This is a genomic window from Avibacterium gallinarum (genome assembly GCF_002921135.1).
Taxonomy (GTDB): domain Bacteria; phylum Pseudomonadota; class Gammaproteobacteria; order Enterobacterales; family Pasteurellaceae; genus Avibacterium; species Avibacterium gallinarum.
The window spans coordinates 334,130-356,202 of record NZ_PQVJ01000011.1 but is presented as its reverse complement, the minus strand read 5'-3'; the positions used below and the strand labels follow the sequence as shown (position 1 = coordinate 356,202).

General features: G+C 40.4%; 24 protein-coding genes. 16 read left to right on the top strand and 8 right to left on the bottom strand.

Translation table 11 applies throughout. The features are described from left to right. Nucleotides 1-2: 2 nt before the first annotated feature. Entirely contained in the window at nt 3-791 is a 789-nt protein-coding gene (locus C3007_RS05240) for a PDDEXK family nuclease (RefSeq protein ID WP_103853433.1), read from the top strand. Here C3007_RS05240 and C3007_RS05235 read toward each other — a convergent pair. Further along, nucleotides 772-1,077, bottom strand: coding sequence for a hypothetical protein (locus C3007_RS05235; protein WP_103853432.1), 306 nt, complete (start codon nt 1,075-1,077; stop codon nt 772-774). The two genes, C3007_RS05240 and C3007_RS05235, sit on opposite strands and share 20 nt — an antisense overlap. Further along, nucleotides 1,070-2,074 (bottom strand): DNA cytosine methyltransferase, encoded by a 1,005-nt coding sequence (locus tag C3007_RS05230; protein WP_243397666.1) that lies wholly within the window; start codon nt 2,072-2,074, stop codon nt 1,070-1,072. Before C3007_RS05230 ends, C3007_RS05235 begins: the two co-directional genes overlap by 8 nt. Before the next feature lie 173 nt (nt 2,075-2,247). Between C3007_RS05230 and artP the strand changes: the two genes are divergently transcribed. Genes artP through artM form a run of 4 tightly spaced genes read left to right on the top strand, consistent with a single transcriptional unit; the run spans nt 2,248 to nt 5,079 of the window. Beyond that, entirely contained in the window at nt 2,248-2,985 is a 738-nt protein-coding gene (artP, locus tag C3007_RS05225) for an arginine ABC transporter ATP-binding protein ArtP (protein WP_103853474.1), read from the top strand. Nucleotides 2,986-2,996: 11 nt separating this feature from the next. Beyond that, complete coding sequence (locus tag C3007_RS05220) at nt 2,997-3,719, top strand: lysine/arginine/ornithine ABC transporter substrate-binding protein (protein ID WP_103853430.1); 723 nt, start codon at nt 2,997-2,999, stop codon at nt 3,717-3,719. Nucleotides 3,720-3,724: 5 nt separating this feature from the next. After that, nucleotides 3,725-4,396 carry an arginine ABC transporter permease ArtQ gene (gene artQ, locus C3007_RS05215; RefSeq protein ID WP_103853429.1) on the top strand — a complete coding sequence of 224 codons (672 nt, stop codon included), beginning with the start codon at nt 3,725-3,727 and terminating at the stop codon, nt 4,394-4,396. Next, nucleotides 4,396-5,079 carry an arginine ABC transporter permease ArtM gene (gene artM / locus C3007_RS05210; RefSeq protein ID WP_103853428.1) on the top strand — a complete coding sequence of 228 codons (684 nt, stop codon included), beginning with the start codon at nt 4,396-4,398 and terminating at the stop codon, nt 5,077-5,079. Before artQ ends, artM begins: the two co-directional genes overlap by 1 nt. Before the next feature lie 138 nt (nt 5,080-5,217). Here artM and grcA read toward each other — a convergent pair whose 3' ends face one another. Next, the gene (grcA, locus tag C3007_RS05205; RefSeq protein ID WP_103853427.1) at nt 5,218-5,601 is read right to left on the bottom strand and encodes an autonomous glycyl radical cofactor GrcA; all 384 of its coding nucleotides are present in this window, start codon (nt 5,599-5,601) and stop codon (nt 5,218-5,220) included. A gap of 281 nt (nt 5,602-5,882) precedes the next feature. On the opposite strand from grcA, the gene ung reads away from it, so the two are divergent. The 5 genes from ung to pfkA all read left to right on the top strand — a co-directional run bounded on the left by ung (nt 5,883) and on the right by pfkA (nt 9,937). Then, entirely contained in the window at nt 5,883-6,551 is a 669-nt protein-coding gene (ung, locus tag C3007_RS05200; protein WP_103853426.1) for a uracil-DNA glycosylase, read from the top strand. Between the two features lie 21 nt (nt 6,552-6,572). After that, a complete protein-coding gene (gene yaaA / locus C3007_RS05195) occupies nt 6,573-7,349 on the top strand; it encodes a peroxide stress protein YaaA (protein ID WP_103853425.1) in 777 nt (258 codons plus the stop codon). A 34-nt stretch (nt 7,350-7,383) separates the two neighbouring features. Then, the gene (locus C3007_RS05190) at nt 7,384-7,944 is read left to right on the top strand and encodes a hypothetical protein (RefSeq protein WP_172459849.1); all 561 of its coding nucleotides are present in this window, start codon (nt 7,384-7,386) and stop codon (nt 7,942-7,944) included. After that, on the top strand, nt 7,944-8,858 hold the full coding sequence (locus tag C3007_RS05185; RefSeq protein WP_103853423.1) for a cation diffusion facilitator family transporter: 915 nt from the start codon (nt 7,944-7,946) through the stop codon (nt 8,856-8,858). Before C3007_RS05190 ends, C3007_RS05185 begins: the two co-directional genes overlap by 1 nt. 113 nt (nt 8,859-8,971) lie before the next feature. Then, on the top strand, nt 8,972-9,937 hold the full coding sequence (gene pfkA, locus C3007_RS05180; RefSeq protein ID WP_103853422.1) for a 6-phosphofructokinase: 966 nt from the start codon (nt 8,972-8,974) through the stop codon (nt 9,935-9,937). A 70-nt stretch (nt 9,938-10,007) separates the two neighbouring features. On the opposite strand, the gene ndk is transcribed toward pfkA, so the two are convergent. The 4 genes from ndk to C3007_RS05160 all read right to left on the bottom strand — a co-directional run bounded on the left by ndk (nt 10,008) and on the right by C3007_RS05160 (nt 13,635). Beyond that, the gene (gene ndk, locus C3007_RS05175) at nt 10,008-10,433 is read right to left on the bottom strand and encodes a nucleoside-diphosphate kinase (protein WP_103853421.1); all 426 of its coding nucleotides are present in this window, start codon (nt 10,431-10,433) and stop codon (nt 10,008-10,010) included. A 9-nt stretch (nt 10,434-10,442) separates the two neighbouring features. Then, nucleotides 10,443-11,750: an aminopeptidase PepB gene (gene pepB, locus C3007_RS05170; protein WP_103853420.1), complete on the bottom strand. Its 1,308-nt coding sequence runs from the start codon at nt 11,748-11,750 to the stop codon at nt 10,443-10,445. Nucleotides 11,751-11,864: 114 nt separating this feature from the next. Further along, nucleotides 11,865-13,073 (bottom strand): low temperature requirement protein A, encoded by a 1,209-nt coding sequence (locus C3007_RS05165; protein WP_103853419.1) that lies wholly within the window; start codon nt 13,071-13,073, stop codon nt 11,865-11,867. A 13-nt stretch (nt 13,074-13,086) separates the two neighbouring features. Further along, the gene (locus tag C3007_RS05160) at nt 13,087-13,635 is read right to left on the bottom strand and encodes a DUF924 family protein (protein ID WP_103853418.1); all 549 of its coding nucleotides are present in this window, start codon (nt 13,633-13,635) and stop codon (nt 13,087-13,089) included. A gap of 179 nt (nt 13,636-13,814) precedes the next feature. Between C3007_RS05160 and infA the strand changes: the two genes are divergently transcribed. The 4 genes from infA (at nt 13,815) to C3007_RS05140 (ending at nt 18,102) form a co-directional block, all read left to right on the top strand. After that, on the top strand, nt 13,815-14,033 hold the full coding sequence (gene infA / locus C3007_RS05155; RefSeq protein WP_005627617.1) for a translation initiation factor IF-1: 219 nt from the start codon (nt 13,815-13,817) through the stop codon (nt 14,031-14,033). 132 nt (nt 14,034-14,165) lie between these two features. Continuing rightward, a complete protein-coding gene (locus C3007_RS05150; RefSeq protein WP_103853417.1) occupies nt 14,166-16,037 on the top strand; it encodes an ATP-binding protein in 1,872 nt (623 codons plus the stop codon). A gap of 91 nt (nt 16,038-16,128) precedes the next feature. Next, nucleotides 16,129-17,592 carry a sucrose-specific PTS transporter subunit IIBC gene (locus C3007_RS05145; protein ID WP_103853416.1) on the top strand — a complete coding sequence of 488 codons (1,464 nt, stop codon included), beginning with the start codon at nt 16,129-16,131 and terminating at the stop codon, nt 17,590-17,592. Between the two features lie 108 nt (nt 17,593-17,700). Continuing rightward, a complete protein-coding gene (locus C3007_RS05140; protein WP_103853415.1) occupies nt 17,701-18,102 on the top strand; it encodes an NUDIX hydrolase in 402 nt (133 codons plus the stop codon). Nucleotides 18,103-18,174: 72 nt separating this feature from the next. On the opposite strand, the gene ffh is transcribed toward C3007_RS05140, so the two are convergent. Continuing rightward, nucleotides 18,175-19,560 carry a signal recognition particle protein gene (ffh, locus tag C3007_RS05135; RefSeq protein ID WP_103853414.1) on the bottom strand — a complete coding sequence of 462 codons (1,386 nt, stop codon included), beginning with the start codon at nt 19,558-19,560 and terminating at the stop codon, nt 18,175-18,177. A 169-nt stretch (nt 19,561-19,729) separates the two neighbouring features. Here ffh and C3007_RS05130 point away from each other — a divergent pair, with 169 nt between their 5' ends. Together C3007_RS05130 and C3007_RS05125 are read left to right on the top strand one after the other, a co-directional pair. Then, entirely contained in the window at nt 19,730-20,539 is an 810-nt protein-coding gene (locus C3007_RS05130) for a cytochrome C assembly family protein (protein ID WP_103853413.1), read from the top strand. Between the two features lie 42 nt (nt 20,540-20,581). Beyond that, nucleotides 20,582-21,862, top strand: coding sequence for an HlyC/CorC family transporter (locus C3007_RS05125; protein ID WP_103853412.1), 1,281 nt, complete (start codon nt 20,582-20,584; stop codon nt 21,860-21,862). Nucleotides 21,863-22,073 lie beyond the last annotated feature (211 nt).

The window sequence follows — 22,073 nt, the reverse complement described above, 5'->3', positions numbered from 1 at the left end:
CAATGACAACCTGGGAAAAATTTGAAGAACAATGTACAAATTTTCTTAATAAAGAATTTGGGGCTTATGCAAAGTTTACTCGTAGAGGAGGTACAGACTCAACCATTCCTGATATTTTAACTAAAACAAATTCGGGAAATTTATTTTATATTGAAGCAAAACACTCACCAGCTCAATGTGGACAGTTTGTTTTAATACCAGATTTCAAAAATAAAATATTTGAATATAGTCAACGTAATATAAATCCTATAAATGAATATTCTAAAATGATAGTGAATTATATGAATGTTCATTTTGAGAAATTTAGTAAAGCAGGTACAGCAGGCCAGGATATTAATATACCGAATGGTTCTGATATATTTTCAAACTGGATCATTCATACGTACAAAAAGAAAAATGTTAGATTTTTTATTACAAATAACTATACTATTTTTCCTATTGATTGTTTGAAAGAGCACTTTGAAGTAACAGCTAAATATCGCATAAAGAGAAGTGGCTCAACAAATGTAGGAAAACTTTATATAAATGATGTAATGAAGTATGTAATCCATAACTATAAAATAACGAATCACCGTACTGAAAACGGTAAGCTATTCGTTATTTCTTCACAAGATTTAGACAAATGTAAATTTAAAATTTTTGAAACAGAATATATGTTTTCTCCTCGAGGAAGTGAATATGAAATTCGTAAGTTATCTAACACTAATAACGCAAATGTTATTTTTTCAGTTACACAAAAAGCATCTATAAAAGGCATGCCTAAAGCTTTATTTATAGATTCTTTGAAGTAACATCATCTAAAAATTGAATATACTGTTTGAGGGCTAAACGATATGTACTCATGTAATATTTCCCAATTGGAAATTGGGCATTTGGGTACATTTTCATTTCATTATTATTCCCCATATTCAAGAATAATTTTAGTAGGTGATCACATTTATCAATGCGATATTGTTCATCAATATCGCAGTTTTTAATTTCACGCTCAACTCTTTTTAATCTTGAAATAGTATCTCCTACAACCTTCAACTTTACATTTTTCTTGGTAAGCCAATTCCTAAATTCAACCTCATTCATTTTTCTTGTCCTCTAAAACTGTTCCTATTTCGATAGAAATATATTGTAATACATCAATTACTACTGAGTTTCCAAATTGCTTATAGGCTTGATTTGCATTATTACAAATTTTATAAGAATCTGGATACCCCATAATTCTAGCACATTCGCGAGGATGTAATTTTCTTGTTTTTCCATTAATTAAGTAACCGCCTGTCTTAGCAAAAACACCTCCGCCATAAGCTGATAATGTAATTGCAATTCCTTTGGTACTATATATTCTCTCACCTTGCCCACCTTTATTTACAATTCCTAAACGGATTGATTTATTACTATATTGAGTATCTTCAACACCATTATAATAAGTATCTACCCTATCCACATATAAATCCCTAACCATACTCTCATCATCAAGTAAGAAATCTTCAACATGGCGAGTTAATTCGAAAGGCTTAGGATATTTAAAATTATCAATTTTTAAATCATTTCTAAAACAGACCATGTAAATTCTTTCTCGTTTTTGAGGGACTCCATAGTTAACAGAATTTAGTACTTTTTGGTAAAAGGTATACCCTAACTCTTCCATAGTTCCTTTTACAACCTCTAAGGTTTTACCCCCATCATGTGTAGCAAAATTCTTTACATTTTCCATAAAAACAACTTTTGGTCTTTTTGCTTTTACGATTCTTGCAACATCAAAAAATAAAGTTCCTCTACTATCTTCAAATCCCCGTTGTTTTCCACTAATAGAAAAAGCTTGACAAGGAAATCCTGCACAAAGAATATCATGGCTAGGAATTGTATTTTCATTGATTTGAGTAATATCACCTTCAGGAATATCCCCAAAATTCTCCTCGTATACTTTTTGGACTGGAACATCCCACTCACTAGAGTATATGCACTTCGCTCCTAAAGATTCTAATGCTAATCTGAATCCACCTAAACCTGCAAATAAATCAATAAATGTATAATTAGTTAGTAATTTTTTTTCTATTGGGATCATCTTTAATAACTCCATTGCTCATCACTTACAACACAAATTATAGCGCACAGCGCTAAAAGATCAAGATAAAAAGTAAGCGATTTTATTCTAAACCAAAGTGCGGTGAAAATTTTTTGACTTTTTATTTGCATAGTTATGCAAAAAACATTAATATTATTTCAACTTTAAATTTAGAGCTAACAACCAAAATGACCATTAGTGTAAAAAATCTCAATTTTTTCTACGGTTCATCGCAAGCCCTGTTTGACATTAATTTAACAGCGGAAGATAGCGATACCGTGGTTTTATTAGGGCCAAGTGGTGCAGGGAAAAGTACGCTGATTCGTACCTTAAACTTATTAGAAGTGCCAAAGTCTGGTGAGTTGGTGATTGCCAACAATAAATTTGATCTTTCTGCGGCAACGGCAAATCCAAAACAAATGCGTCAATTACGCCAAGATGTGGGAATGGTATTCCAGCAATACAATCTATGGCCGCATTTAACAGTTATTGAAAATTTAATCGAAGCACCAGTAAAAGTGCTTGGATTAGATAAAGAAACGGCGAAAAAACAAGCCCTTGAATTACTTGCCCGTTTACGTTTAGAAGAATTTGCTGATCGCTTTCCATTGCATCTTTCTGGTGGACAGCAGCAGCGTGTGGCAATTGCCCGAGCATTAATGATGAAACCGCAAGTTTTATTATTTGATGAACCAACCGCCGCGCTCGATCCTGAAATTACGGCGCAAGTGGTGTCCATTATTCAGGAATTACAAGAAACAGGCATTACCCAAGTGATTGTTACCCACGAAGTTTCTGTAGCACAGAAAGTGGCGACCAAAGTGGTGTATATGGAAAAAGGCCATATCATCGAAATGGGCGATGCAAGCTGTTTTATGCAGCCTAAAACAGAACAATTTAAACAATATTTATCTCATTCACATTAAGGAATTACACAATGAAAAAATTACTTTTAGCAACCCTTTTAGCAAGTTCAGCGGCAATGGCGCAAGCACAAGATATTACTTTTGCAATGGAGCCAAGCTATCCGCCATTTGAATTAACCAATGAAAAAGGTGAAATCGTTGGTTTTGATGTGGATATTGCCAACGCAATTTGTAAAGAAATCGAAGCCACTTGTCATTTCAAAAGCCAAGCTTTTGACGCGTTAATTCCAAGCTTAATTAAAGGCCGTGGGTTTGATGCTGCAATTTCTGCTATTGATATTACCGAAGCGCGCGCAAAACAAGTGGCATTCAGTCAACCTTACTACGAAAGTTCAGCAAGTTTCATCGCAGTCAAAGGCAAAGCAGATTTAGCTACGGCGAAAACCGTGGGCGTGCAAAATGGGACAACTTACCAACAATATGCTAACGCAGAAGCCAAACAATACACGGCAAAATCTTACGCAAGCTTGCAAGATGCCATTCTTGACTTAAAAAATGGGCGTATCGATTTGATTTTCGGTGATACTGACGTATTGCGTGATATGTTCGAGAAAAACCCTGAATTAACTTTCGTGGGCGAGCGTGTTACGGATAAACGTTACTTCAACAACGGTTTAGGCATCGCGGTAAATAAATCTAACACTGCGTTAGTAGAAAGCCTAAACAAAGGTATCGAAGCCATTAAAGCAAACGGCGAATACCAAAAAATTTACGACAAATGGATGACTAAATAATCGCTATGTTTGTGGATTATCTTCCTTTAATGTACACCGCAACCCTAATGACCTTAGGGTTAGCGGTGTGTTCCTTATTATTAGGGCTCGTTTTATCGCTCATTTTTGTTAGCCTAGAAATGAGCAAATGGCAATGCGTGCGTAAACCGAGCGCCGTTGTCATCACCCTTTTACGTGGCTTGCCTGAAATTTTGGTGGTTTTCTTAATTTATTTCGGCATTCCTGAAGTGTTGGAATTAATCACTGGAAAATATTTGGAACTTAGCCCATTCTTTTGTGGGGTGTTGGCGTTATCCATTATTTTTGCCGCCTATGCTTCGCAATCCTTGCGTGGCGCCATTCAAGCCATTCCCCTTGGGCAATGGGAATCAGGCGCGGCCCTTGGTTTAAGCCGTAGCTACACCTTTTTGCATATCATTATGCCGCAAGTTTGGCGACACGCCTTACCGGGTTTGAGCAATCAATGGTTAGTGTTATTAAAAGATACCGCCCTCGTTTCATTGATTGGGGTACACGATTTAATGCGTCAAGCAGAATTAATTAATACCAGAACCCACGAACCTTTCACTTGGTATGGCTTTGCCGCATTGATGTATTTAGTGATTACGCTTATCAGCCAAGTGCTAATCCGTAAGCTCGAATGGCGTTTTACCCGCTTTGAAAGAGGAGTGGAATAATGATTCACGATTATTTCATCACCATCGCACAGGGGATTCCAACAAGCCTATTGCTTACGGTTTCTGCGCTCTTTTTTGCGTTTATTTTGGCCATTGCTTTAACCTTTATTCTTGCGATGGAAAATAAACTGCTAAAAAGTGCGGTGAATATTTTCCTAACTTTATTCACTGGCACACCACTATTAGTGCAATTTTTCTTAATTTATTACGGCCCAGGACAATTCCAATGGATCGTAGAAAGCCCCACGTGGGCGCTATTGTCTAATGCGTGGTTTTGCGCAATGCTCACCCTTGCGCTAAACAGTGCAGCTTATTCCACACAATTATTTTACGGCGCAGTGAAAGCGATCTCAAAAGGACAATGGGAAAGTTGCGCCGCGCTTGGTTTAAGCCGTTGGCAAACGCTGAAAATCTTAATTCCTTATGCCTTAAAACGCGCCCTGCCGTCTTACAGCAATGAAATCATTTTGGTATTTAAAGGCACATCGCTTGCTTCAACTATTACCATTTTAGATATTATGGGCTACGCAAGACAGCTTTACGGCACAGAATATGACGCACTCACCATTTACGGCATCGCAGGTGTCATCTACCTTGCCATTACAGGCATCGCCACATTATTACTACGCAAACTAGAAAATAGAGTGTTGGTGTTTGAAAGATTGGAAGTGGAGCGTTCTTAGTATTTAAATAGTAAGGATAAGATATTTTTTATCCCTTAAATTTTGTTGAGAATTACCTGAAAACAATATGATTGCATAAAAAAATCGCCCGATAGCTAAGGGCGATTTTTTTATAGTCTAAACTACTAATTGGAGAAATTATAAACTTTCAGTGAAAGTACGAGTGATTACATCACGTTGTTGTTCTGGAGTTAATGAGTTAAAACGTACTGCATAACCAGAAACACGGATAGTTAATTGTGGATATTTTTCAGGGTTTTTCACCGCATCTTCTAAGGTTTCACGGCGTAAAACGTTTACGTTTAAGTGCTGACCACCTTCTACTTTTACTGTAGGGGCAACATCAACTGGTAATTCACGATATTCGATTTGACCTAATTCGCTTACTGCTACGATTTGATCTTCTGTGAAATCACCTTTTGCACATAAGCAACGTGCTTCACCTTTTTCACTGTCTAATAACCAAAATGAATTTAATAAGTTGTCATTTGCAGCTTGAGTGATTTGGATACCTTTAATCATAAGAACTCCTAAATTTGTTTGTTAATTAATCATAAGTTGGTAGGGATTTTATCAAAAAATTTGACCAATTCAATTATTTTGATATGGATCAGATTGAATTTATCAAACAAAAATAGCGAAATTGATACATATCAAAAATAAAACAAATTCATTATTTCAAGTTTAACAATTTATTAACATCTTTATAAAGATTAATTAAACATTAAATTGGAATAGAGGCTGTTAATTTGAGGTGAGGTTCTTTATAATCTTAGCCTAGGTTTAACGCTGAGGAAAACAAAATGAAAACATGGAAAGATGTGATTGGTGGCGAGAAAAGCCAGCCCTATTTTCAGCAAATCTTACAGCAAGTCCAGCGTGAAAAAGCGGCGGGCAAAATTGTCTATCCGCCGAGCAATGAGATTTTCAATGCCTTCAAATTAACCGAGTTTGATCAAGTGAAAGTGGTGATTTTAGGGCAAGATCCTTACCACGGGCCAAACCAAGCGCACGGTTTATCTTTTTCGGTGAAACCCGGTATTGCGCCACCACCCTCGTTAGTCAATATTTATAAAGAATTAGCCAATGATGTGGGCTTTCAAATTCCTCAGCACGGTTATTTAGTGAGCTGGGCAGAACAAGGCGTGCTGCTGTTAAATACGGTTCTAACCGTGGAACAAGGCAAAGCCCATTCCCATTCAAACTTTGGTTGGGAAACTTTTACCGATCGGGTGATTTCCGCCTTGAATGAACAACGCGAAAATATTGTTTTTCTATTATGGGGCAGCCACGCGCAGAAAAAAGGGCAATTTATTGATAGACAAAAACATTGCGTGCTAACTGCGCCGCACCCTTCGCCCTTATCGGCACATCGCGGATTTCTCGGTTGTAAGCATTTTTCGCAAACGAACGCTTATTTACAACAGCATCAATTAGCGCCGATAGAATGGCAACTGCCCTTAACGCTTTAAAGAATTTATAAGGATTTCATTATGTTAGCAATTATCTCTCCCGCCAAAACCCTTGATTTTGAAAGTGCGGTGGAAAAATTTGATGTTTCTCAGCCTGATTTAACGGAATATAGCGAACAGCTGATTGAGATTTGTCGTCAGCTTGCGCCGCAAGATGTTGCCTCTCTAATGTCCATTAGCGATAAATTAGCGGCATTAAATGTGGCGCGTTTTGCTGAGTGGAATAAGGCTCACAATGAACAAAACTCGCGCCCTGCGATTTTTGCATTCAAAGGTGATGTTTATACGGGGCTAGATGCCGCACATTTATCGCGTGATGATATTTTATTCGCGCAGCAGCACTTGAGAATGTTGTCGGGCTTATATGGTTTGCTACGTCCTTTGGATTTAATGCAGCCTTATCGTTTAGAAATGGGAACAAAATTAGCCAACCCGAAAGGCAAGGATTTGTATCATTTTTGGGGCAATATTATCACCGCGGCGGTGCAACAAGCCTTGGATCAGCAAGGGGATAATGTGTTAGTCAATCTTGCCTCCGATGAATACTATAAATCCGTTAAGGAAAGTGAGTTGAAGGCGCATATTGTAAAACCAGTCTTTTTAGATAATAAAAATGGCAAATATAAAGTGATCAGCTTTTATGCGAAAAAAGCACGCGGTTTAATGTGTCGCTACATCATTCAACATCGACTCACTCAAGTGGAACAATTAAAAGATTTCGATCTCGGTGGCTACTGGTTTGATGCCACTTCATCAACAGACAAGGAATTCGTGTTTAAACGCGATTTAAGTGAATAAAATGAAACAATGGATTGAAAGAAACCAAAGTGCGGTGCAAAAAATTGCCGTTTTTCTCACCGCACTTATTTTGACGGCTTGTAGCACTTCACCGCAATTAGCGGTGTCTGAGGTAATTAACCACAGTGGGCAAAGCTATTATCTTGCTTCGCAACAAGATTTAGGCACTATTGCTCGTTACGTTTATGTACCAAAAGGCGAAACTGCCGAACAGTGGCATAGCGCGATTGAACTGTTGCAAGATAGAAATTGGCAGCAGCGAACCTTGGAGGAGCGCATTGCCTTGCGCAAACGGGTTTATCGTAATACCGGCGTAGAGCATTTTGATATTTATAGCAAAAAAAATGAGCTGTTTGCGTTTGTGATTTACGATCCGACCGAACAAAATCCCGATTGGCAGGTGAACGTGGCGCGGGGTAAAGACATTCCATTTTGCGGTTTTGTGCAATATCAATATTCTGTGAAAATTGCCAAAGATCGCAAATTAATGAATATGAAACATAACCGAGTAATTCGTTATTTGAAGAAATATGTGGTGGATAAAGAAATGCAAAAATTAAACAATGGGCATTTCACTTGGAGCTGTAATCCCTAATGCAAGAAGTCTATTCTAAACAGGTGAAACGGGCGGCGAATTGTGCCATTTTCACCGCCTTGCTGTTGATTTTAATCAAAGGCTTTGCGTGGTGGAAAACGGACTCCGTCAGTATGCTAGCGTCCATTACGGATTCTACGCTGGATTTATTAGCCTCTTTTATGAATATGCTGATCTTGCGTTTTGCCCTAATGCCAGCGGATCACAACCATTCTTTTGGACACGGCAAAGCGGAATCACTTGCTTCACTTATTCAAAGTGCGTTTATTTCTGGTAGTGCGATCTTCCTTTTATTACAAGGGATTTACCGTTTAACTTCACCGCAGCCGTTAAATCAAACCTATCTTGGCATTATGGTTACGCTATTTTCCATTGTGGCAACTTTGCTGCTAGTGCTGTATCAAAGCCATATCATCAAGCAAACAGATAGCCCTGCGATTAAGGCGGATCGCTTGCACTATCAAACGGATTTGCTGATGAATATTGCCATTTTATGTTCCTTAGGCTTGAGTTTATGGGGGGCGCTGTGGGCTGATGCGATTTTTGCTATTTTGATTGCTTTATATATTTTATGTAATGCGGCAAAAATGTTTTACGATGCTATTCAGTTATTGCTCGACCAAGCCTTGCCGCCAGAAGAAATTGCGCAAATTGAACAGGTGATTCAATCGCAGCCGAATATTTTAGGCTTTCACGATTTGCGTACACGCCGTTCAGGGGCAATTCGCTTCATTCAATTTCATTTAGAACTCGATGATCATCTCTCTTTTGTCGAAGCGCATCAAATTACCGATCATCTTGAACAGCGTTTACGCCAATGTTTTCCCCGCGTGGATATAGTAATTCATCACGAACCAACCAGCGTGGTGCAGATTGAACAAGCTCAAGCTGATAGCTTACAGCCAAATACTTAACCTAAATCAAAATGTGATAGAATTCACGAAATTTTTCTAGAGCGGATTTGGCGAATAGTGTAAGCTACGCACAGTTTTTATATTATTAACTTTGAATAAAGGTATTAACGATTATGATTAAAAAAATTGCCGTATTAACAAGTGGTGGGGACGCCCCTGGAATGAATGCTGCGATCCGTGGCGTGGTTCGTTCAGCATTAGGTGAAGGCTTAGAAGTTTATGGGATCTATGATGGCTACCATGGACTTTATAACAATAAAATTAAGCAATTAACACGTTATAGCGTATCAGATATTATTAACCGCGGCGGAACATTCCTTGGTTCAGCACGTTTCCCAGAATTTAAAAACCCAGAAGTGCGGGCGAAATGTGCGGAAATTTTACGTTCCCACGGTATTGATGCGCTCGTTGTTATCGGCGGAGACGGTTCTTATATGGGGGCAAAATTGCTTACCGAAGAACACGGCTTCCCTTGCGTGGGTATCCCCGGCACTATTGATAACGATGTAGCAGGAACAGACTACACCATCGGCTATCAAACCGCATTAGAAACGGCGGTAACGGCCATTGACCGCTTGCGTGATACCTCAAGTTCGCACCAACGTATTTCAATCGTGGAATTAATGGGCAGACATTGTAGCGACTTAACCATTTCAGCGGGGATTGCAGGTGGCTGTGAATACATTGTAGCGTCAGAAGTAGAATTTGACCGCGAAGCCTTAATTCAACAAATCGAACGTAGTATTTTGAGAGGTAAACGCCACGCAATCATTGCAATGACAGAGCATATTTGTGATGTGAATGAGTTAGCCAAAGAAATTGAAGCCCGTGTAAAACACGAAACTCGCGCAACCATTTTAGGGCATATCCAACGTGGTGGTACACCTTGCGCCTTTGACCGTATTTTAGCTTCACGTATGGGTGTTTATGCAGTAGATCTGCTTTTACAAGGCAAAGGTGGTTACTGCGTGGGCATTCAAAACGAACAACTTGTTCATCACGATATTATTGACGCAATCAATAATATGCGCCGTGAATTTAAAGCTGACTGGCTCAAAATGGCAGCCCGTTTGGATTAATTTTCTATTTTTTATGCTTATAAAAAAGAGCCAATTTTTATTGGCTCTTTTGCTTTAAAAAAGCACGAAATTACTCTGCTCTTGGGCAAATTTCTTCGCCAGCAAAGAAATAAGCAATTTCACGGGCAGCACTTTCTGGGCTATCAGAGCCGTGAACACAGTTTTGTGTTTTGCTTAAAGCAAATTCTTTGCGCAATGTGCCTTCATCGGCTTCTTCAGGGTTAGTTTTGCCCATTAAAGTGCGGTAGTTTTTTATCGCATTTTCTTTTTCTAGCACAGAAACCACCACTGGTGCGGAAGTCATATATTTCACCAAATCATCAAAAAATGGCTTTCCTTGATGTTCCGCATAGAACCCTTCTGCTTGTGTTTGCGTTAAATGCACCATTTTCATTGCGATGATGTGAAACCCTTCACTTTCTAAGCGGCTGAGAATTTTGCCAATTAAATTACGCTCTACCGCATCAGGTTTAATAATGGATAATGTCCGTTCCACGCGTTCCTCCTATGAATTTGCTTGGTTGAGTAAAAGATGCGCCAAGGTCTGCACGCCAATGCCTGTTGCGCCTGTTGCCCATAAATCACTGGCTGATTTGCGATAAGTTGCAGAGCAATCAATGTGCAGCCAATGGCGTTGGTAATTTTTCACAAAGTAAGATAAAAATGCTGTTGCGGTACTTGCGCCCGCGCCCACTGGCACGGTGCCGATATTGGCGATTTGGGCAAATTGAGAGCTGATCTGTGCGCGGTGAAATTCTTCAAAAGGCAAACGCCAGAAAGGCTCGTTAGCCATTTGTGCAGCGTTAAATAGGCTTGCAACGAGTTCGTTATCCATTGAAAGCACGCTGTGATAATCATTGCCCACCGCCATTTTTGCTGCGCCCGTTAAGGTTGCACAATCAATAATAAATGTTGGATTTTGCTTATCCGCTTCAATTAAGCCATCAGCCAGCACTAAACGCCCTTCTGCATCGGTATTCAACACTTCCGCGGTTACGCCATTACGATAAGTGATAATATCGCCCAACTTCATTGCTTCGGCGCTTACCATATTTTCCGCGCAGCAAAGATAAAGCTTCACTCGCTGGTTTAAACCGCCTGCAATGGCCATACCTAATGCACCGGTAACTAAGGCTGCGCCCCCCATATCAGTGCGCATTGTGGACATTGAATCACTTGGCTTTAAGCTATAACCACCACTGTCAAAGGTGATCCCTTTACCTACTAAACAAGCTAAAACAGGGGCGTTTGGATCTTGGCTTGGATTGAAGTCTAATTGCAACATTGCTGGCTTATGGTTGGAGGCTTTGCCCACATTCCAAATGCCTTGATAATTTTTCTCTAATAAGGCTTCGCCAGAAATAATCTCAAAATTCACCGCACTTTCATTGGCGTATTCTGCCGCAAGCTCCGCAATAAATTGCGCCGCGCGTTCAGCTAATTTTTGTGGTGTGATAACATCGGAAGGTAAATTAATGATTTCTCTAACAAAATCACCGCACTGAATACGGGCAAATAGCTCTGCTTGCGGTTCGTCATCTAAATGAGGAAACTCAATGGCATAATCCTGTTTTGCAGAATAAAAACCTTGATAAAACGCCCAACAGTTTTCTAAATCCCAATTTTCGCCCACTAATTCCACCTCTTTAATGCCTTGATTACGCAATTTACGCGCGGCTTTTTGAATTAAAGTGCGGTCGGAATTTGTGGAATTTTGTTTAAGGTGAACCGTGCCTTCGTCATTTGCAAAACTCAATAATGCATTTTCGCCCCAAACTGGGCTGGCAGGTTGTGTTGAAAGGTGAATTAACATAATGCTCTTCCTTATTTAGATTAGGTTTAGTTATCCTAATACAAGAGTGAGAAAAATCAAAATGTTAAATCTCCCCTAGCCCATTTTTTCAGCTAGGGGAAAGATCAATGAAACTTAACCAATTGGCTTCGTTTTATAGAATGAGATCATTGCAATTGGTGCAATCACGGTGAACCAAATTGACCATTGCAACGGCATACCTAAATACACGCAGAGTACGCCAAGGAAAGTCGCTGCAATAGCAAGCACAAAACCGATCACGCTGTAATTGGTGTCTTTGTCTAAGTACCAACGCAAGAATGCTAAGGCAATGAGGTAAACCGCCGAGCAAATGCTTAACACGGTCATTGCAAATAAAGGCGAAACAGAATGTGCATTTGAACTTACGTGTTCCACCACTTCCGCCATTGTGCCAAATTCTTTCACGGAGTCCGCTAATAATTCTAAGCCTGAACCTAACGCAGTGAGCGCGATGAAAATCAATAAATGCCCGTAACCATAGACTAAGGCATTATTTAACGTGCGATCGCTGTGTAAAAATTCGCCCCACGGCATTTTGAAATAAAGCCACCAAAGAGAGAACATTAATGCTGAAATCCCTAAGCCTAATGGGAATGCTTCGGTGAGCATTGCTTCATTGCTGTGGAATAATGGGGTGATGGCGTTAGTTGCACCCAAAATGCCTTCGCCCAAAACGATAATCACTAATAAGCCGTAACGCTCAGAAATGTGATGTGGGTGCCAAGGGGTTTTGTTGGCGCTTTCCGCCCAGGCCGGCACAGAAAGCTCAAGCAAGGCTAAGAATGGGAATAAGGTGTTGAATAAATAAGGGAATTTTAATGCCACAATAGTCCAACAAATTTGTGCGAAAATAATTCCGAAGGCATAACGTAAGCAGGTGGTGCGGCGCTCTGGATCACCTTTTGCAGCACGAAACCATTGATATGCCATTGCCACACGCATTACGATGTAGCCGATCAAAATCATCACATAATCGTTGTGCTCAAATACATTATTAATGCCGATAGCTAAAATAATCGCGCCGAACATTTGCACCATTGTTACGATACGATAAGTAAAATCATCATTATCGTAAGCAGAGGCAAACCAAGTAAAGTTCATCCACGCCCACCACACGCAGAAAAATGAAGTGGCAAAATGGATTAAGCCTTCACTGAAATGATGCGCCGCAAGGGCGTGATGCAAACCGCTTGCAGTCGCTGCAATGGCGATCACGAAAACTAAATCAAAATAAAGCTCTAATGTGGTGGCAACACGATGGACTTCGTGGTGATCACGAGCTTTCATTAATTTATGAATCATTCAATACTCCGAATTAAAAAGAAGAATTAGGCTGGTTTAAAAATTCGATTTCTTCCGCGGTTGATGTGCGATTTAAAATTGCATTACGATGCGGATAACGATTAAATTTATCAATAATCGCTTTATGGCGCAGTTCAAAATCTAAGGTGTAATCATCATTGAGCGCGGTAAATAATTCCACCGCTTGCTGATGAATCAAGGCAGATTCACTGTGCATATAAGGCATAATCATAAATTTACGCCATACGGTCGGTAAGTTAGCAAAATTTGGCTGTTTAATGGCTTCCTGAGCCAGCACTAACGCCATTGAATCCTGTGCAAAAGCAGCTGGGGTGTTGCGATATAAATTGCGCGAGAATTGATCTAACACGATGATTTCCGCCAAGCGTCCTTCAATAGTTTCACGCCAGTTGGCGCATTCACCTTGCGCAGCGGCTTTTAAAGTGCGGTCAAATTTTTCGCGAATTTTGTCATCAAATTCATCGCTTTTCACAAACCAGAACGGCTGATTTTCTTCGCTAAACCAAAAATCTAGCACCGCTTGTGGGGTGGCAATATTCATAAATGTGTCCTTAATTGAAGATAAAAAATGAAGTGAATTTTACGGCGGCGGATTTTACCACAATTTATCAAAACTTGTGCATTAGACTAAATTTCTAGAAAAAACTTGGTGAATGCGATTGATAAGAGTATAATTCGCCCGTTTTTTGACTTATTTATTAACTAATATTAGAGGAATTAATGGCTAAAGAAGATTGCATTGAAATGCAAGGCACGATTTTAGAAACCTTGCCAAACACGATGTTCCGTGTGGAATTGGAAAATGGACACGTTGTAACCGCACATATTTCAGGGAAAATGCGTAAAAACTATATTCGTATTTTAACTGGCGATAAAGTAACCGTGGAAATGACTCCTTACGATTTAAGTAAAGGACGCATTATTTTCCGTAGCCGTTAATTATCGCATCATTTTTCTTCTTACCTATTCAAATTTTGCCCTAGCGTTGTCTAGGGCAAATTTTTATCTCTTTTTTTATGCGTTGTTGTTATCATAACGCCATTGTCTATTTGGCTAAATCAAGGTTGTAAAATGAGAAATATCAAACACTTCGCACAACGTTATGTGGATTGGGTGATTCGTCTTGGACGAGTTAAATTTTCCTTACTCGGCGTTTTAGTGCTTGCAATACTCGCCCTTTGTACCCAAATGCTGTTGAGCTTTATAGTGGTGGGAACGGTTTATTGGACGGACGTGGTGCGTTCCGTGGTGTTTGGCTTGATTTCCGCCCCCTTTGTAATCTATTTCTTCACTCTTTTGGTGGAAAAACTGGAAAAATCTCGCCTTGAATTAGCCAAATTAGTGGAAAATTTACGCCGTGAAGTATCGGAAAGAATGGTGGCAGAAAAAAAACTTTCTGTGGCATTAAATGATTTAGAGCAAAACAGCCGTAACAAAACCGCCTTGATGACCACCATTAGCCACGAATTACGCACGCCACTGAACGGCATTATTGGCTTAAGCCGTATTTTACTTGATGGCAAATTAAACCAAGAACAACGCAATTATCTGAAAACCATTAATATGAGCGCGGTGTCTTTAGGGCATATTTTTAGCGATATTATTGATTTGGAAAAAATTGATGCGCACAAAATTGAGTTAAACCGCAAAGAAACGGATTTTTATGCCTTTCTTAATGATATTGCCAATTTTGCCACCTTAATGGCGGAGCAAAATCAGCTAAAATTTGAACTGGAATACGAACCCGATTTACCGCAATGGCTGATGCTAGATAGTGCCAGATTAAGCCAAATTTTATGGAACTTAATTAATAATGCGGTGAAATTCACCCCAAAAGGCGTGATCAAGCTGAAAGTTAGCCGAACTGGCGAACAGCAATTTGCTTTCGCCATTTCCGATACGGGTATTGGCATTGCAGAAAGCGAGCTGGCGAATATTTTCGCAATGTATTACCGCGTGCAATCCAATCAATATCAGCACGCCGGCAGTGGCATTGGCTTGGCGGTTTCCAAGACTATTGCCAATTTAATGGGCGGTGATCTCTGTGTGGAAAGTGCGGTGGGAAAGGGCTCCGTTTTTACCTTAACTATTCAAGCCGAGTCTGTGAGCAAGCCGTTAGCCTATCATCAACATCTGCCAAGCCAACTGCGTATTTTGCTGATTGAAGATATTGAAGTAAATGTGATCGTGGCGAAATCCGTGCTGGAAAAATTAGGTTATGAAGTAGATGTAGCAATGACGGGACAACAAGCCATTGAAAAATTTGAACAAAATAGCTATGACTTGCTGCTCATTGACATTCAGCTGCCCGATATGTCGGGCTTTCAAATCGCCCAGTATTTACGCAAAAAATACGAAAATGATGAATATGATTATCTGCCACCACTCATTGCGCTCACTGCCAATGTAATGCACGATAAGCAAGCGTATTTACAGCAAGGAATGGACGATATTCTGCGTAAACCCCTTTCTTTAGAGGCACTGACGCAATGTCTTTATCAATATTTTACTGATGAGATTGCGCTACCACCAACGGAGCGTTCTTCCAAAGAAATGACAGAAGAAACAATAGCGCAAGATGACGCACTAGATTTCGCTACACTCAATGAATTTGTCGCTTTATTGGGAGTAAAAACAGTAAAAAATAACACCGCACTTTTCCAACAGCTAATGCCTGATTATATGGCGGAATTAATGGCGGCTTATCAAATTTATCAAACTCAACCCGCGCACAGAACTGAAGTCGGCAACATTGCCCATAAAATCAAAGGTGCGGCAGGTTCGGTGGGGTTAAAACGTATCCAACAAATCGCCGAACAAGCCCAGCATAGTGAAAACCCAAATTGGGAAAGTGAAATCCCCCATTATTTGGAACAGCTATCGCAAAATTGGCAGAAAGATTTGGATAAATTAATACACTGGCTAAATTCAGTTGATCATTAGCAAAGTTTTTGCACATTACACTAGCCACGCTTAAAGGTTTTAGCTAGAATCTGTGCAATTTTAATTCAACATCAACAAGAGGAGAAAACCGATGAATTTTCCAAATGTTGCCAAGCAGGTGATTGATAAACTGGGCGGCAAAGACAACATCAGCGCGCTTGCACATTGCGCAACTCGCTTACGCATTGTGGTGAAAGACGAAGGCAAAATTGACAAAGAGGCTATCGAAAATATTGATGGCGTAAAAGGTCAATTTGCAGTTTCTGGCCAGTATCAAATTATTTTTGGTTCAGGTACCGTAAATAAAGTACACGATGAAATGGCAAAACAGCTGAACATCGGCGATATGACCAAAAATGAAGTGGCAAAACAAGCTTCAGAAAATAACCAAGGGCTAATTATGCGCTTGGTGAAAGGCTTGGCGGATATTTTCGTGCCAATTATCCCTGCTATCGTGGCGGGCGGTTTGTTAATGGGTATCCACAGTATGCTTACCGCACAAGGTTTCTTCTGGGACGTACCACAAGCCTTGCGCGATTCTGGTCAGCCAATTACAGGTTATTCCGTAGTCGATCGTTTTAGCAATCTTTCCGATCTTGTTGATTTTATTAATACTATTGCCAACGCGCCATTCGTGTTCTTGCCGGTGTTGCTTGGTTTTTCTGCTACCCGTAAATTCGGCGGAAATCCGTTCTTAGGGGCTGCACTGGGAATGTTGTTGGTTCACCCTGCATTAGCAGACGGTTGGAACTATGCCCTTACCGCTGCGCAAGGCAAAATCACACACTGGAATGTGTTCGGTTTAGAAATCGAAAAAGTGGGCTACCAAGGCACAGTAGTTCCAACGTTAATTTCTGCTTGGGTACTAGCTACATTAGAAAAAACGTTCCGTAAATTTGTTCCATCTTACCTCGACAACTTGATCACCCCAATGTTCTCGCTCTTTATCGCGGGTTTACTTGCGTTCACCGTGATTGGGCCAATCGGACGTGAAGCAGGGGATTTGATCACTATCGGTTTAACTTGGTTATATGACAAACTCGGCTTTATCGGTGGCGGTATTTTCGGGACATTCTATGCACCAATCGTTATCACCGGTATGCACCAAACCTTTATCGCCGTAGAAACACAGCTGCTTTCTAATATGTCATTATCGGGCGGTACGTTCATCTTCCCAATCGCGGCAATGTCAAATATCGCACAGGGTGCGGCTTGTTTAGGCGTGGCATTTGCATTGAAAGATCCAAAAGTACGCGGTTTAGCCGTTCCTTCAGGTATTTCTGCTTTATTAGGGATCACTGAGCCTGCAATGTTCGGGGTGAACTTACGCTATCGCCAAGCTTTCTTAGCAGCAATGATCGGTTCAGGTTTATCCAGTGCCTTTATCGCATTCTTCAATGTGAAAGCGCAAGCACTTGGCGCAGCAGGGTTCTTAGGTATTCCGTCTATTAAACCAGACAGCCTTGCAATGTACAGCGTGGGTATGGTGATTTCTTTCGCCGTTGCGTTTACTCTTTCTGTTATTTTAGTAAAACGCGCGCAAGCTAAAGCGTAATTTTTATAAAATTTGCAAAAAAAGCACCGCACTTTGATCTGCACCTTAAACAGGAATACAATATTCTGCGTTTAAGGTGCAGATTTTTATTTTCAGCGAGGCAAAAAAATGAAAACGCAAATCGACAAGCTAGCTTGGCTATACATTAAAGATAAACAAGTATTAATGGCGCGCTCTAAAGGCAAAGAGAAATTTTATCTCCCTGGCGGAAAAAGAGAGCAAGGCGAAAATGATCAACAAGCCCTAACGCGCGAAATTAAAGAAGAATTGGGTATCGACTTAATTGAAAATAGCCTTCAACGAATCGGTGCATTTTCCGCTCAAGCAGACGGAAAAAATATGGATTGCGTTGTAACGCTCACCTGCTACAAAGGGGATTTCATCGGCGATTATCGCCCTGAAAGTGAAATTGCTGAATTGGCTTGGATTGGTTATCAAGACAAAGAAAAATGTTCCCACGCCACACAAAAAGTCTTGGAATATTTAAAACAGCAAGGGGAGCTGGAATAAAAGAACTAGAATAAACACAAAAAAACCGCACTTTTAAAGTGCGGTTTTATTTTTACCGTTTTTTATGATTAATTAGCGTTTGAACATATTGCCAAGACTACCTAGGCCGCTCATTCCCCCCATCATTCCTTTCATTCCGCGCATCATTTTTGCCATACCGCCTTTGCGCATTTTTTTCATCATACGTTGCATTTCGTCAAATTGCTTGAGCAATTTATTCACGTCTTGCACCTGTGTGCCTGAGCCAAGCGCAATGCGGCGGCGGCGTGAACCTTTGATAATCTCAGGTTTGGCGCGCTCTTTTAGGGTCATTGAATTGATGATAGCTTCCATTTTGATGAACATTTTGTCATCAACTTGGTTTTTAATATGCTCAGGCAGATTTTTTGCGCCCGGTAATTTTTCAAGCATTGTCATCATTCCGCCCATTTTTTTCATTTCAACGAGCTGATAACGGAAATCTTCCAAGGTGAAGTCATCGCCTTTTTGGAATTTTTTCGCCATTTTTTCCGCTTTTTCTTGATCCACAGAACGTTGTAGATCTTCGATGAGCGAAAGCACATCCCCCATTCCTAAAATGCGTGAAGCCACACGATCAGGGTGGAAAGGCTCAAGGGCGTCTGTTTTTTCCCCAACCCCTAGGAATTTAATCGGCTTGCCGGTGATTTGGCGAATAGAAAGTGCCGCACCGCCGCGCGCATCACCGTCCACTTTGGTCAGAATCACCCCAGTAAGCGGTAGCGCTTCATTAAAGGCTTTTGCAGTGTTGGCGGCGTCTTGACCCGTCATTGCGTCCACGGTAAAAAGAGTTTCCACAGGATTAAGTGCGGTGTGAATTTTTTGGATTTCTTCCATCATTTCGCCATCAACGTGCAAGCGACCAGCGGTATCCACAATCAATACATCATAGAATTTGAGCTTAGCTTCTGCTAGGGCAGCTTGCACAATCTCTACTGGATTTTGCTGACTGTTAGACGGGAAAAAATCCGCCCCAACGGCTTGCGCAAGGGTTTCAAGCTGTTTGATCGCTGCAGGGCGATACACGTCCGCCGACACCACCATCACTTTTTTCTTCTGACGTTCACGCAAGAATTTAGCTAATTTTCCCACACTGGTGGTTTTACCCGCCCCTTGCAAACCCGCCATTAGGATCACCGCAGGCGGCTGAGTGGCAAGATTTAGGCTTTCATTTGCTTCACCCATCGCTTTTTCAAGCTCGGATTGCACTATTTTGAGAAATTCTTGCCCCGGTGTTAAGCTGCGATTTACTTCTTCGCCGATAGCACGTTCTTTCACTTTATTGATAAATTCACGCACCACAGGCAGCGCAACGTCTGCTTCAAGCAATGCCATACGCACTTCGCGCAGGGTATCTTTAATATTATCTTCGGTTAAACGCCCTTTCCCTGTTATGTTACGCAGGGTTTTCGAGAGCCGATCAGAAAGGTTTTCAAACATCGTTTTTCCTAAATTTGAGTGGAATGAAATGAAATAAATTGTGCCAATTATACTGAAATCCCACAGATTTTCATCATTTGAAAGAAATTTATAGCGATTTTAGTGCGGCAAGGCTAGAATAAGAATAGTTCTTAATTTGGCATTAAAGCGAATAAAAAGGTGAATAAAAATGTGGTTTGCCGTTGTTTCAATTTTTTTATATTTAATTAGCATTCTTCTCATTACCCCGATGTTGTTGAAAGCCCATTCGGGCGAACAAACCAAAAAACCGAATAAAACATTGTTTTTTTGCACCGCACTTTTGGCGATTATTACCCACGGCATTAGCCTTGCGCCGTTGTTTTCCCATTGGGCGAATGAGCAAACTTTCACCTTAATGGACATCAGTTCTTTGCTAAGTGTGATCGTGGCAGCTTTAGCAACTTTTGCCATTGGTTTTCGGGTGAATACGCTATGGTTTTTGTTGCCGATCGTCTATTGCCTCGCCATTATCAATTTGATTTTACAAACATTTTTACCTTTTTCTATCGTGCAGCATTTGATCCACAATGTGGGTTTATTCTTGCATATTGGCTTGGCGCTGTTGGCTTATGCTGTCTGTTTTATTGCCACTTTATATGCTGTGCAGTTGTGGTGGATTGACCGCAATCTTAAAAGCAAAAAACTGGCTTTATCGCCAATTATTCCGCCATTAATGACCGTGGAACGCCATTTTTTCCGCTTAATGTTAAGTGGCGAAGTGTTGCTGACCTTAACGCTAATTTCTGGTGCGATTTATTTGCCTGATTTCTTCGGCGTACAAAATGTACAAAAAGCCATCTTTTCTTTCCTTGCGTGGCTGGTGCTAGGTGTCGCGTTAATCGGGCATTGGAAATGGCATTGGCGTGGAAAAAAGGTGATTATTTATAGCATTTCAGGTATGATTTTGCTTTCGATTGCCTATTTTGGCAGCCGAGTTGCATTTGGGCTAGGGCTTTAATTTTACCGCCCAAGAACGATGGCTTTATAAAAGGACTTGATTTTGGATAGTATTCCCCTTAGTACGTTATTTATCACTTTAATTATTTTACTTATTTTATCCGCCTATTTTTCCAGTTCAGAAACAGGCTTGCTTTCCGCCAACCGCTATCGTATGCGCTTTTTAGCCGAAAAAGGGCATAAAGGGGCGAAAAAAGCAGAAAAACTTTTGAAAAAAACAGATATTTTACTTAGTCTGATTCTTATCTGTAATAACCTTGTGAATATTTCTGCCTCTGCTATTGCTACTATTATTGGTATGCGTTTATATGGCGATATGGGCGTGGCGATTGCCACAGGAGCATTAACCTTCGCAATGTTGATCTTTGCGGAAATTTTCCCGAAAACCATTGCCGCACTTTATCCTGAAAAGGTAGCGTTTTTATCAAGCCATATTCTCACCCCATTGCTGAAAATTTTTAGCCCCATTGTGTTCTTAATGAACCTGATTATTCGTGGCTTGATGAAATTATTCCGAGTGAAAAACGAGCAAAAAACCAGTTCCTTAAGCACAGAAGAATTACGCGCCATTGTGAATCAATCGGGGCATTTCATTCCTTCTGCTCACCAAGAAATGTTGCTTTCTATTTTGGATTTAGAAAAAGTTACTGTGGACGACATTATGGTGCCGCGCAACGATATTGGCGGAATCGACATTGACGATGATTGGAAAGCCATTATGCGTCAGCTCAACCATTCGGCGCACAGTAAAGTGGTGCTGTACAAAGAGAGTATGGACGAAAATGTGCTAGGCATTTTGCGTGTGCGCGAAGCCTATCGCTTAATGCTAGATAAAAATGAATTCAGCAAAGAAACTTTGATCCGTGCGGTGGACGAAGCCTATTTTATCCCTGAAGGCACGCCACTTAATGCGCAATTATTGAATTTCCGCAGCAAAAAAGAGCGTATTGGCTTGGTGGTGGACGAATATGGCGATATCAAAGGCTTGGTCACCTTGGAAGATATTTTGGAAGAAATCGTGGGCGAATTTACCACCTCAACCGCCCCGTCCATTGATGAAGAAGTTACCCAGCAATCTGACGGCTCAATGATTATTGAAGGCTCTGCCAATATTCGTGATCTGAACAAATTGTTTGACTGGCATTTAGACACAGACGAAGCGCGCACTTTCAACGGATTGATTTTAGAGCATTTGGAAGAAATCCCCGAAGAAGGCACGGAATGTGAAATCAACGGTTTAAAAATCACCATTTTAGAAGTGGCGGATAATATGGTGAAACAAGCAAAAGTAGAAAAAATTTCACCAACAAAACAGCCAGAATAAAAGGTTTTTCCTATCCTAAAATCACAAAGACGAAAGGTGGCTTGCCTTTCGTCTTTTTCTTTTGTCTTTCATTTACTTTTCGTCTTTAAACATTATCTAATTTATTTCACGAAGTGCGGTGCTTTTTTACAAAATTTTTCTTAATTTTTAACGATCTTCTTCCTGTTTCAGAAATTTTTATTTTTTGAATTTTAAGTTATTGACTATAAAT